Genomic DNA, 12,678 nt, shown 5'->3' with positions numbered 1-12,678 from the left:
TTGGTAATTCGTTCGATACGTTGATTTGTTGGGTCATTTCGAGTAAACTTCATATACAGCGCCTCCTGATGGGTTTTAGGACATTGATCCGTTCACACCCCCATCATACGAGGCGCTCCTTTTTTTGTCCAAGCTCAAATCTTAGACTCTACAGGAATGTTTGGCCAGACTAACCTAGACTCTAATCTTCTAAAAAGTACCCATACTTAGCAAAACTAAGGCGTCAGCAGGGAAGTAAGACAACTATTGTGGTGATGCAGAGCTTATGCTTTCGATGCAGCTTTCCTCCGGAAAGCATTTAGAACATTCACCCGCGCAGCGACCGCACGCACCAGCAATCTATTAGCACTTTCCCACCACTTCTAGCCCACAGCCTCACGCCGTCCCGCCACCTTCATCAGCACCCAAGCCACCGCCACCGGCAGCACCAGATAAACAACCGCAGCGATCACATTCATCGCCGATCCCATCATCAGCAGGTCAAACGACATCAGCACCGTGTCTAATATTGCATGCGTAAACACCGCCGTAATAAAGCCGAAGCGTATAAATATCCAACAGAAGAGGAGGCCCACAATCGTCAGTTCAATCAGCCTGCTATACGCCGGAAACACCGGATACGACACATGCCCAAGCGCCCAAATCACCGTCGGCATCAGGCACCCAAGGAACCTGCGGCGGAACAGCCGCTCGAACAGTGCGATACCAAACAATCGGTATAACGCTTCCTCCGATATTGCTGCGCACCATGCGAGCAGCGGGAAGAGCAGCGGCAGCGCCATATTGTATGGCGACGAATCGACGCTAGTAGTCGACCATGAGCCGATAGACCGATCGAGCCCGAGCAGCAGTATAGTTTGTGCACCTAGCAGAGCAAAAGCGAGTGGGTACGATATTTTCATCGAGCTCCATACATGACGGCCATAGCCAGGCTCACCGTAGCGCAGCCAGAGCGGTTTGCCGATTCTGCGCCATAATCCGTCTCCGGTGACAAGGCTGAACCAGATGGCAAGTCCCATAAGCACGGTGACAATATTGGATATGAAGACGCCCCCTGCGGTCAGCGCCTCCGTATTAGCGCGTATCCCGAGTGTCGCACGAATGCCATCGGCCATGTTGTAGTTGTTTGCAATGTAGAAGCCGAGGAACAGCAGGCAGAGCACCAAGCCACGACGAAATAACGCGATTTTGCGTATTCGAATAGCTGTAATAATGGCAAGCAGGAACAACAGCGCGTTCATGAGCATGCTGCCGTACAGTGACAGCGTGCTGGCCAGTTCTTTTTGCTCTTGTACATACGATGTATAGCTGACCGGCGCATTGAACTTCGGTTCATAGTTGAAAATAATAGGCTTGGCAGCGGTAGCTGGCCAATCGACGGTTACTTTGACCGTTAAAGCAGCGTCACCGATCGTATAACCCTTCGGACGGAGTGTCACCACATTACCTGACACCGTCGAATCTTTTAGGTCAGATAAGCGAAACCCGCTCGCTGTAACAGCTGCTTGTCTTGCAGCCATGAGCCGGGACCAGTCCGACATATAATTGTTTTTCGTCTTCGTTTCCGTATATGCAGGGAGATAGGTCCAGCCGGTGACTTGCCCGCTCTCCATATGAACCTGCACGAATAACGTACCTGATTTCATGCTGATTTCGGTCTGGAACGTGTCGGTTGGAAACTTCGAATCGTACGTTTTTCCATAGGAGTCGAGCTTCTGCTCCTTCGAGAGATAGCCATACAGCATACTGTCGGACTGATGCACGGTATGCGTCTGACTGATCGGCTCATTGAACCGAGACTTGGCGAAAGCGACTGCTTTGGTCGTCGCCTCCTCACGTGTAAGGACGGAAGACGATTCCGAGCTGCCACTGTCTGAAGGGGATACGAATATCGGCACGATTTGCAGCAGAATGAACATAATGAGGCCGACGAGGCCAACGAACTTAATCGAGCGGGGGATGCGCTGCGGCAGCAGCGGATAATCGGTCATAAGGCCCTCCTTGATATGCCGGACGACGGCAACTGCTTGTTCCCTAACCTTATCATATGATCAGTTGGCCGAGCCAATGTCTCGATTGAGACGCTGATAAAAGCTAGATAATTGTCGCAAGCGTGTAAAATAACGATCAGCGTCCAGCTAATGACAAGCTTGTATCGTAGATTCGTTTTTTTTCGGTTTAAATCGTCTCAATTGGTGACAAATCCTTGTTGGTGTCCTTCTCCTTTTCGCTATATAATTTGATGAGTTACTGGACATTAACCGAATATTCAACAGCCGAATTTCCAATGGAAAACGGGGGAACCATAACGTTGCCGTCTATGTAGATGCAGCCGATCACATCGGCCGGACGCGGCAACTTGGGGTGAATTCAGCATCAGTTGAGAACGATGTTCTTACCTTGCTGATAGGGCGATCTATCCGGGCCCGAATCCGACAGCTAACCTCGTAGGCTGCATGGACAGAACTCATCGCAGACGGCATTGGGTTTCCAATGTCTTTTTTTGTGCGCTTAGACCTGTTCATGGGATATAGAGAGGAATTTACGGATGTATAACGTTAACAAACGAAAGCTGTTCAATTGGTCGCCGCCGCGTATTCTGGTGACGGGCTTTGCGCTCATCATATTGCTTGGCGGGCTGCTGCTGTCGCTTCCAATTTCGAACACGGACGGCCATTATTTACGGTACTTAGACGCCGTCTTCACCGCAACTTCGGCAACTTGTGTAACAGGCCTCGTCGTGGTTGACACAGGGACGCAATTTACAACCTTTGGCCAAATTGTGCTGATTTCGCTTATCCAGATAGGCGGTCTCGGCTTCATGACCATGGCGACGCTTATCGCGCTCGTGCTGCGTAAGCGGATATCGCTGAAGGAACGGCTTATTTTGCAGGAAGCGATGAACCAGACGAACATGGAGGGCATCGTAAGGCTGATCCGCAAAGTCATTGTTTACTCGCTTGCTATTGAGGCGACTGGTGCGTTGCTGTTTGCATCGCGGTTCGCCTTCGACATGCCGATCGGCAGGGCGATCTACTTCGGCATCTGGCACTCCATCTCGATGTTTAACAACGCAGGCTTTGATTTATTCGGTGGATTCCGCAGTTTGACGATGTATGTCGGGGATCCAGTCGTCAATATAACGGCAATGGGACTTATTATTCTAGGCGGACTTGGCTTCGTCGTTATGTCTGACCTGATCGAATACCGGAAGAACAAGAAGCTGTCACTTCATTCGAAAATTGTACTTACGATGACGAGCGCGCTGCTGATCGTCGGAACCATCATCATTTTTATCTTTGAGTTTTCTAACAAACAAACCTTAGGATCGCTTGATTGGGATGCCAAAATCTGGGCTGCGATGTTCCAGTCCGTGACGCCGCGTACAGCAGGTGCAAATACGATTGATATCGGCGTCATGCGTCATGCTACCATTTTCTTCATGGTCATTCTGATGTTTATTGGTGCATCTCCTGGATCTACTGGGGGCGGCATCAAGACGACGACCTTCACGACGCTGATTGGTGCTGTCATTGCAATGATTCGTGGCAAAGAAGATATCGTGTTGTTCAAATACCGCTTGGCACGCGAACGGATTTTCAAGGCGCTGACCATTACGATGCTGTCACTCGTGCTCGTCATCGCTGTCACCATGCTGCTCTCCGCTACGGAGGACCGAGAATTTCTAAGGCTGCTGTTCGAGGCAACCTCGGCATTTGGTACGGTAGGCTTGTCCACGGGCATAACGCCTTCCTTATCTGACTTCGGCAAAATTATTTTGTGCTTCACGATGTTTGCCGGCCGGCTTGGACCACTCACGCTTGCCTATGCGCTTGGACCAAAGGCAGAGAAGGATCTGTACCGATATCCAGAAGGCAAAATCATTATTGGTTAATAATAAATAGATAAGATGAGGGATAGGAGAACGTTATGAAACAATTCGTCATTATCGGTCTGGGCCGCTTCGGTTCCAGCCTAGGCAAGGAGCTTGTCCAGCTTGGCTACGAGGTGCTTGGCATCGATAAGAATGAAGAGACTGTGGATGACATGAGCCGTGTACTCACGCATGTGGTTGCGGCGGATGCAACGGATGAAGAGACGCTGCGTGCGCTTGGTGTTCGCAACTTCGACTGCGGGATTGTCGCGATCGGAGATGATATTCAGTCGAGTATTTTGGCTACAATTCAATTAAAGGATATTGGCGTTAAGTCAGTTGTCGCTAAGGCACTCAGCGAGCTGCACGGCCGTGTATTGGAGAAGCTTGGCGTTGACCGAGTGATCTATCCGGAGCGGGATATGGGCATTCGTGTCGCGCACCAGCTCGTATCCCCGAATCTGCTTGACTATATTGAGCTGTCCAAAGAATATACCATTGCGGAGCTTGCAGTGCCGAGATGCCTTAATGGCAAATCGCTGCAGGATATAAACACAAGGGCGCGTTACGGCTGCAGTATTGTGGCGATCAACAAGCCAAAGGGCGGCGTCATCATTGCACCTACGGCCGATGAAGTACTTGCTGAGCAAGACGTTATGGTCGTCATCGGTACGAACAAACAAATCGAACAATTCGAAGAGGCCATTGTACAATAGGCTGCTTGGATAAGAAAGCGATGGTAGATCGGCTGTGGAGAGCACAACAGCTTCAACAATCCAGCACATTATAATTTTGTTCATTCTAACAGCCGCGGCAGGTATCGGGTCAGCCCGAATCGCTGCGGCTCTTCGCTTACCGGATGTAGTCCTATTCATCGCTGCGGGCATGCTGCTTGGTCAAGGCGTTCACTGGATTGATGAGCCGGCAAGCTCGCTGGTTAATCAATTCATCTTGACGGTTGGCTCGACGCTCATTCTGTTCGATGGTGGACGCAATATTCGACTTGAAGGTTTACGGAAGGTCGGCTGGACGGTTGGCTTGCTCAGCGTTCCAGGCGTTCTGATAACGATCGCTGTGACAGGCTCAGCCATTAGGATCATATTCGATATCGATTGGCTGATCGCGCTGCTCGCTGGCGCGGTCATTGCTTCTACGGACCCAGCGTCGATTATTCCTGTGTTCCGACAGGTGCGAATTCGGAAGAAGGTACGGGAGACGGTGGAGAGTGAGTCAGCCTTTAATGACGCAACTGGTTCTATCCTGACGTTCGCGCTGCTCGCTGCGGTTACGGGCAAGTCTACGCTGAATGTGGGAGCGGTTGCATTTGATTTTGCGAAGACGGCGCTTGGCGGCATTGTGGTCGGTATTGTATTGGGTATCGCGATCTTATATCTCGTCGCACATGCATCAATCGGATTGTTCCGTGAGTTTGCCGCGATTGCCATGCTGGGGACGGCACTCGCTGGGTATGTGGTTGGCGATGTGCTCCATGTTAGTGGATTTATGGCTGCGTTTGCGGCTGGTCTAATCTGGGGCAATTCGGATTTGTTTGGTATTTATATAGAAGAAAAACAGCAGGAGCTGACGCATGTATCTGACAATGTAACGGCCGTCATGCGTATGCTTATATTCGTATTGTTAGGCAGTCAGGTTGACTTCGGCTTGCTTGCGCAATACGGCTGGCAGAGCTTCATCGCTGTGCTCGTGCTTATGTTCATCGCCCGTCCATTGACGGTGCTGCTGTGTGCATGGCCGGATCGTAAGGCGCAGTGGACGTGGAAGGAAATGATGTTCATGGTGTGGGTGAGAGAGACGGGGGTTATTCCTGCGGCATTGTCAGGTATGCTCATCGGGCTTGGCATACCGCATGCATCGATAATTGCATCCATCACATTCATGGCGATTGTTCTCACGATTATGCTTCAAGCGAGTACGACAGGCTGGTTGGCGAAGAAGCTTGGTGTAGATCGGGGTTGAGTGAGCGCGGGACAGTCCATCATAGGGTTTTCTGGTGACTACATGCCAGCAATTCCGCTCATACTACAATTAAGAGAATCGCGGCAGCCATAAGATGCAGCCGCGATTTCCTGTATAAGTCTCTATTCAAATCCGGGTCGGGTAGGTTGCCGCGAGGTTGTCGATCCATAAGCGAACGGCAGAACTCAGTCCAGAAGGGGCGGCGTAGATAACCGAGGTCGTTCGCTTCGTCTCTGCAAGTTCGCGAACTGGAACGATCGTCAGTTCGTTGGCGTCAAGCATTTGCGGACGTACATACGATTGCGGCAGTAACGTCGCTGCTCTGCAAGTAACGAGAAGCCGCAGGATCGCTTCGAAGGAGTCGATCTCCATTCGGACGTCTGGCTCAAGCTTGTATTTCTCGAATACCTCGTCTGTCAGCGTGCGATACCAGGTGCCTTTGGTAAACAGAATAATTGGAAGTCCGTTCATCTGCTCGATTGTGAGCGGCCAACGATCGGTCACAATCTGATTGCGCGGCGCGACGAGGACGAGATGGTCATCGAAGAGCGGTACGCAGTGCAGCTGTGGATCTTGGATACGGGAAGCGACGATGCCGAAGTCTACCTTGCGCTCCCGAACGAGCGAGACAATCTCATGCGTCTTGCCGGTTACGGCTTTAATGTCGAGATCTGGGCGCTCTTCATTCATGAGCCGGATAAAGTCAGGCAGCGTTGTTTGTAGGGTCGTCAGGCTCGCGCCAATCGTGACTTCTGAGACTCCCTCTGAACGGAAGCCTGAGACGGTGTGCAAGTATCGTTGATGGAGGGTGCGAAGCTCCAGCGCATATTCGTAGGTCAACTGACCGACACGAGTAAGCTCCAGTCGTTTGCCAATGCGTCGGAACAGCTCAACACCTAGCTCCTCTTCCAGCTTAGAGATGCGACGGGACAGTGCAGGCTGTGACATATTTAATTGCACAGACGCCTTGTTCATGCTGGATTGTTCAACCACGATGGCGAATGCAAGCATATCTTCGAGCAAGCTGAACCCTCTTTTCCTTAGCTATCCTTCGTTTTAAGCGGACTTATGCAATATAGTTATAAGAAATTATCAACAATACGCAATTCCATTATAAGCTCAAAAGGAGTAGGATGGAAAGTGTGGCTAAGTTGTGTCGACTTTTGTTGACGCTGTACGGGCTCAGGAGTACAATGGAAAATGTTTTGTTAACCGTAATTCACAAGGGAAGTTATGAAAGGAGAACGCACCACTTATGAAAGCAAATTCGTATCATTGGCGGAAGCTGCATTCCCTGCTTGGGGTCATTCCGCTCGGCTTGTTCATCATTGAGCATGCTATCACGAACTATTCCGCGTTCGAGAGCGGGGCAGAGGGCTTCAACAAAAGCGTTAAATTTTTGAATGATCTTCCGCTCGTGTACTTCTTGGAGATCTTCGGCATCTTCTTGCCGCTGTTGTTCCACGGTGTATACGGACTGTACATGGCTTACCAATCGAACATGAACGCAGGCCGGTTCAGCTATGGCCGCAACTGGGCATTCGTTGCACAACGTGTAACGGGTGTTATTACGTTCATCTTCATCTTCTGGCATCTGTATGAGACGCGTTTCCAAGTTGCGGTTGGTAACCTGACGCACGAAGAGCTTGGCGCGCATATGCATGATATTTTCACGCATCCGGTTAGCTTGATTCTGTACGTTATTGGCGTACTAGCAGCTGTATTCCATTTCAGCAACGGCCTGTGGGCATTCCTGATCAGCTGGGGCATTACGGTTGGCCCACGCGCGCAGCGTATTTCGTCTAGAATCTGCATGATTCTCTTCGTCATTATCTCGGTGCTCTTCCTCCTGTCGATCGCAGCATTCACGGGCGACGAATTTAAGGAAGCAGCAGCAGCGGTAACGGCTGCATGGAACCCGATCGGCTAGGAACACGATAAGGAGAGCGATTCGATATGGCTAAAAATAAAATTATTGTCGTCGGCGGCGGCTTGGCCGGCCTGATGGCGACGATTAAAGCAGCAGAGGCCGGCGTTCACGTCGACCTGTTCTCGCTCGTGCCTGTTAAGCGTTCGCACTCGGTGTGCGCGCAAGGCGGCATTAACGGCGCGGTTAATACGAAGGGTGAAGGTGACTCCCCGTGGGAGCACTTCGACGATACGGTTTATGGCGGCGACTTCTTGGCGAACCAACCGCCGGTTAAAGCCATGTGCGATGCAGCACCTGGCATCATTCACTTGATGGACCGGATGGGCGTTATGTTCAGCCGTACGCCAGAGGGTCTGCTTGACTTCCGCCGTTTCGGCGGTACGCAATACCACCGTACAGCATTCGCAGGCGCTACGACAGGTCAGCAGCTGCTGTACGCATTGGACGAGCAAGTTCGCCGCTGGGAAACAGCTGGTCTCGTAACGAAATACGAGCACTGGGAATTCCTCGGTGCGGTGCTGGACGACGACGGCGTATGCCGCGGCGTATCGGCGCAGGACCTGCGTACGATGGAAGTCGTTACGATGCGCGCGGATGCGGTTATTCTCGCAACGGGCGGCCCTGGCATTATTTTCGGCAAAACGACGAACTCGGTTATCAATACAGGTACGGCAGCGAGCGCTGTGTACCAACAAGGCGTTAACTACGCGAACGGCGAGATGATTCAGATTCACCCAACGGCTATTCCAGGCGACGACAAGAACCGTCTCATGTCGGAATCGGCACGTGGCGAGGGCGGACGGATCTGGACGTACAAAGACGGTAAGCCTTGGTACTTCCTCGAGGAGAAATACCCTGCATACGGTAACCTCGTACCGCGCGATATCGCTACGCGTGAAATTTTCAGCGTCTGCGTTGACCAGAAGCTCGGCATCAATGGCGAGAACATGGTTTACCTTGACCTGTCGCACAAGGATCCGAAGGAGCTGGACGTTAAGCTCGGCGGTATCATTGAGATCTATGAGAAATTCGTGGGCGATGATCCTCGCAAACTGCCAATGAAGATTTTCCCAGCTGTGCACTACTCGATGGGCGGTCTGTGGGTTGACTACAACCAGATGACGAACATTCCGGGTCTGTTCGCTTGCGGCGAATGCGATTATCAGTACCACGGTGCGAACCGTCTGGGCGCGAACTCGCTGCTGTCGGCAATCTTCGGCGGTATGGTGACGGGTCCTAAAGCGGTTGAGTACATCAAAGGTCTGAAGAAATCGGCTGAAGACATTGCATCTTCCGTCTTCGATCGCGCGAAGAATGAGCAAGCTGCGAAATACGAGAGCATCCTGAAGATGGATGGCACGGAGAACAGCTACGTTCTGCATAAAGAGCTCGGCGAATGGATGACGAACAATATGACCGTTGTTCGCTATAACGACCGCCTGCAGCAAACGATCGATAAGATCAAAGAACTGAAGCAGCGCTACACGAAGATCAACATCAACGACACGGCTCGTTGGAACAACTCCGGCGTTGCGTTCACGCGCCAGCTGTGGAACATGCTTGAGCTTGCGGAGTCGATGACGCTCGGCGCATTGCTGCGTGACGAGAGCCGTGGCGCTCACTACAAACCAGAGTTCCCAGATCGCGACGACGACAAGTTCTTGAAGACGACGATCGCGTCCTGGACGGCGGAAGGTCCGAAAATCTCTTATGAAGATGTCGACACTTCGCTGATCAAGCCGCGTAAACGCGACTACTCGAGCAATAAGCACTAAGTCAAAGCGAATGCTTGCGAAGCATTTTAGGAGGGGATAACGATGGCGGAAACGACTGTTGCAGCCAAAACGGTAAAGCTTATCATCTCCCGTCAGGACGGTCCGGATGCGGCACCGTACACGGAAGAGTTCGAAGTGCCTTACCGTAATAATATGAACGTCATAAGCGCGCTGATGGAAATTCAGCGCAATCCGACGAAAGCGGATGGTTCCGGTACGGCGCCGGTATGCTGGGAATCGAACTGTCTCGAGGAAGTGTGCGGCGCTTGCTCGATGGTTATTAACGGCAAACCACGCCAAGCGTGCAGCGCGCTGATCGATAAGCTCGAGCAGCCGATCCGTTTGGAGCCAATGCGCACGTTCCCAGTTGTACGTGACTTGGTTATTAACCGCGAGCGCATGTTTAATGCCCTTAAACGTGTAAAAGCATGGATCCCAATCGACGGTACGTACGATCTGGGTCCTGGTCCTCGTATGGCGGAGACGAAGCGTCAATGGGCATACGAGCTGTCCAAGTGCATGACTTGCGGCGTTTGCCTCGAGTCTTGCCCGAACGTGAACGACCGCAGCAGCTTTATCGGCCCAGCTGCGATCTCGCAGGCTCGCTTGTTCAACACGCACCCAACGGGTGAGATGCACAAGGAAGAGCGTCTGGATGCACTGATGGAAGACGGCGGTATCGAAGGTTGCGGTAACTCGCAAAACTGCGTACGCGCATGTCCGAAGGGGATTCCACTTACGACGTCCATCGCTGCAATCAACAAGGACACGACGAAGCACCTGTTCAAAAAATGGCTTGGCATGTAATGCACAATCGCACATGCACATAAGCCTTAAGACGCCGGCAGAATTCACTGCCGGCGTTTTTGTACACCTAAGAGCGGATGTGCTTTCGACAATATTTCCCGGGAAAAGGTAAGTCATGTCGTTCATGAGGAGAGGCAATATGATCGATTATGAGCTGGTGAAGACGTACTGCTTGTCAAAGCTGTATACAGAGGAAACCTATCCGTTTGGTCCGGAACCGCTGGTGGTGAAGGTCGGAGGTAAAATGTTCGCGCTCATCTCGCCCGACTCGGTCTCGCTCAAATGTGATCCAGCGATTGCGCTAAATCTGCGGGAGCAGAATCCAGAGGCGATCAAGCCAGGGTACCATCTGAACAAAAAACATTGGAATACGGTGACGTTAGGACCGTTAATCTTAGAAGAAGAGATCCAAGATATGATCGACCACTCCTACGACCTCGTGGTACGAGGACTAACGAAGTCTCAGCGGGAACAGATGGGGTTAATAACGAAAAAATAAGAGCATTGTGCACGAAGCGCAGCGCATGATGCGAATAGAGGAGGGGAAGACATGAAAAAGCAGCAGAGACAGCATAGCGGGCAATCACAGTCGCAGCAGTCGGATAAGCCTGCAACGCTAAAGGATCTGCTCGGCTCTGACGTACTCAGCAAGCTGAAGCAGCAGCAAGAGCAGCTGAAGGCAGACGAAGACAAGCGCAAGGAAGCTGAGCGCGTCCGCGCCGAGGAAGCTCGCAAGGCCGAGCAGAAGCGTTTAGACAACGACTTCGAATATTTGCTGAACAATAGTAAGTTGGATTGGCGGAAGCACAAGTCGTAGGAGGGGCTGCTGCCCCTTGAGACCCCCGCTTAATTAGACTAGGGGCTGCGCCCCTTTGGACCCCGCTTTTCTTGACTAGGGGCTACGCCCCTTTGGAACCCCAGTTTCGCACACCCACCCAAACCCTCCCTCTCCCGAGAGGGAGGGCTCCAAGGGTTGCACCCTTTGGAATCCCGCAGGACTGTTCTAGGTATGGTGGAGCGTGCGCTCGCTTACGTCCCTGTGGGACACGCTTTACGTCTGATGTATCTAGGTACGGTGGAATGGTGGTGTGGCTTGGTCGGCGCTCGAACATTGGTGCGTGCTTAGAGACGCTTGTCGTCCCTGCGGGACACGCTTTTGGTTGAAGCTCGAGCGGGGGAGGGGCTGCGCCCCTTAGGAACCCCACTTTTCATTTTTCGCACACCCACCCAAGCCCTCCCTCTCCCGAGAGGGAGGGCTCCAAGGGTTGCACCCTTTGGAATCCCGCAGGACTGTTCTAGGTATGGTGGAGCGTGCGCTCGCTTACGTCCCTGTGGGACACGCTCTATGTCTGATGTACCTAGGTACGGTGGAATGGTGGCGTGGCTTGGTCGGCGTTCGAATATTGGTGCGTGCTTAGAGTCGCTTGTCGTCCCTGCGGGACACGCTTTTGGTTGGAGCTCGAGCGGGGGAGGGGCTGCGCCCCTTAGGAACCCCACTTTTCATTTTTCGCACACCCACCCAAACCCTCCCTCTCCCGAGAGGGAGGGCTCCAAGGGTTGCACCCTTTGGAATCCCGCAGGACTGTTTTAGGTATGCAGGAGTGTGCGCTCGCTTTCGTCCCTGGGACACGCTCTATGTCTGATGTATCGAGGTGCGGTGGAATGGTGGCGTGGCTTGGTCGGCGTTCGAACATTGGTGCGTGCTTAGAGACGCTTGTCGTCCCTGCGGGACACGCTTTTGGTTGGAGCTCGAGCGGGGGAGGGGCTTCGCCCCTTAGGAACCCCACTTTTCATTTTTCGCACACCCACCCAAACCCTCCCTCTCCCGAGAGGGAGGGCTCCAAGGGTTGCACCCTTTGGAATCCCGCAGGACTGTTTTAGGTACGCTGGAGCGTGCGCTCGCTTACGTCCCTGTGGGACACGCTTTACGTCTGATGTATCGAGGTACGTTGGAATGGTGGCGTGGCTTGGTCGGCGTTCGAATATTGGTGCGTGCTTAGAGTCGCTTGTCGTCCCTGTGGGACACGCTTTTGGTTGGAGCTCGAATGGATGGGACTTCTCGTTACTTACGAGTCATCTTAGTGAAGAAAGCAATGTCCGGTGAACGAGCCACAGTGGTGGTTTAGAGTACATATAAGTATCCTAAGTCCGGCGAATAAGCCGTATCGTGAACGCACTAAATAGCGGTACTAAAGGGGTGGGCCCCTTAACTCGGTCGAGTGGAGTTGTCAAAAAAAGTGCAGTTTGAAAACACACTCATACAGAAACCCCGTTACTAAGCTGCCTGTGACAGCATTCTTTCGCGATAAATAGCA

General features: G+C 52.3%; 10 protein-coding genes and 1 riboswitch. Of the genes, 8 read left to right on the top strand and 2 right to left on the bottom strand.

Annotation, left to right across the window (positions count from 1 at the left end; translation table 11 throughout):
- Window positions 1-362: 362 nt before the first annotated feature.
- Window positions 363-1,991 carry a CPBP family intramembrane glutamic endopeptidase gene (locus DFQ01_RS30505; RefSeq protein ID WP_110047676.1) on the bottom strand — a complete coding sequence of 543 codons (1,629 nt, stop codon included), beginning with the start codon at window positions 1,989-1,991 and terminating at the stop codon, window positions 363-365.
- A gap of 273 nt (window positions 1,992-2,264) precedes the next feature.
- A riboswitch (cyclic di-AMP (ydaO/yuaA leader) is annotated at window positions 2,265-2,469 on the top strand.
- Between the two features lie 79 nt (window positions 2,470-2,548).
- Between DFQ01_RS30505 and DFQ01_RS30500 the strand changes: the two genes are divergently transcribed.
- Genes DFQ01_RS30500 through DFQ01_RS30490 form a run of 3 tightly spaced genes read left to right on the top strand, consistent with a single transcriptional unit; the run spans window position 2,549 to window position 5,851 of the window.
- Complete coding sequence (locus DFQ01_RS30500; protein ID WP_110047675.1) at window positions 2,549-3,895, top strand: TrkH family potassium uptake protein; 1,347 nt, start codon at window positions 2,549-2,551, stop codon at window positions 3,893-3,895.
- Window positions 3,896-3,930: 35 nt separating this feature from the next.
- Complete coding sequence (locus DFQ01_RS30495) at window positions 3,931-4,590, top strand: potassium channel family protein (RefSeq protein WP_110047674.1); 660 nt, start codon at window positions 3,931-3,933, stop codon at window positions 4,588-4,590.
- A gap of 34 nt (window positions 4,591-4,624) precedes the next feature.
- Complete coding sequence (locus DFQ01_RS30490; protein WP_110047673.1) at window positions 4,625-5,851, top strand: cation:proton antiporter; 1,227 nt, start codon at window positions 4,625-4,627, stop codon at window positions 5,849-5,851.
- A 126-nt stretch (window positions 5,852-5,977) separates the two neighbouring features.
- On the opposite strand, the gene DFQ01_RS30485 is transcribed toward DFQ01_RS30490, so the two are convergent.
- Window positions 5,978-6,874 (bottom strand): LysR family transcriptional regulator, encoded by an 897-nt coding sequence (locus DFQ01_RS30485; RefSeq protein ID WP_110047672.1) that lies wholly within the window; start codon window positions 6,872-6,874, stop codon window positions 5,978-5,980.
- 232 nt (window positions 6,875-7,106) lie between these two features.
- Between DFQ01_RS30485 and DFQ01_RS30480 the strand changes: the two genes are divergently transcribed.
- The 5 genes from DFQ01_RS30480 (at window position 7,107) to DFQ01_RS30460 (ending at window position 11,180) form a co-directional block, all read left to right on the top strand.
- Window positions 7,107-7,781, top strand: a complete 675-nt coding sequence (locus DFQ01_RS30480) for a succinate dehydrogenase cytochrome b558 subunit (protein WP_110047671.1) — start codon at window positions 7,107-7,109, stop codon at window positions 7,779-7,781.
- Between the two features lie 26 nt (window positions 7,782-7,807).
- Entirely contained in the window at window positions 7,808-9,556 is a 1,749-nt protein-coding gene (sdhA, locus tag DFQ01_RS30475) for a succinate dehydrogenase flavoprotein subunit (RefSeq protein ID WP_110047670.1), read from the top strand.
- 42 nt (window positions 9,557-9,598) lie between these two features.
- Window positions 9,599-10,363: a succinate dehydrogenase iron-sulfur subunit gene (gene sdhB / locus DFQ01_RS30470; RefSeq protein WP_110047669.1), complete on the top strand. Its 765-nt coding sequence runs from the start codon at window positions 9,599-9,601 to the stop codon at window positions 10,361-10,363.
- A gap of 139 nt (window positions 10,364-10,502) precedes the next feature.
- Window positions 10,503-10,862, top strand: a complete 360-nt coding sequence (locus DFQ01_RS30465; protein ID WP_174812796.1) for an MmcQ/YjbR family DNA-binding protein — start codon at window positions 10,503-10,505, stop codon at window positions 10,860-10,862.
- A 51-nt stretch (window positions 10,863-10,913) separates the two neighbouring features.
- Window positions 10,914-11,180 (top strand): YqkE family protein, encoded by a 267-nt coding sequence (locus tag DFQ01_RS30460; protein WP_110047668.1) that lies wholly within the window; start codon window positions 10,914-10,916, stop codon window positions 11,178-11,180.
- Window positions 11,181-12,678: the final 1,498 nt, after the last annotated feature.

The sequence above is a fragment of the Paenibacillus cellulosilyticus genome (genome assembly GCF_003182255.1).
In the GTDB taxonomy this organism is placed as follows: Bacteria; Bacillota; Bacilli; order Paenibacillales; family Paenibacillaceae; genus Paenibacillus_T; species Paenibacillus_T cellulosilyticus.
The sequence above is the reverse complement of the archived record's forward strand: the minus strand, read 5'-3'. Positions and strand labels throughout refer to the sequence as shown.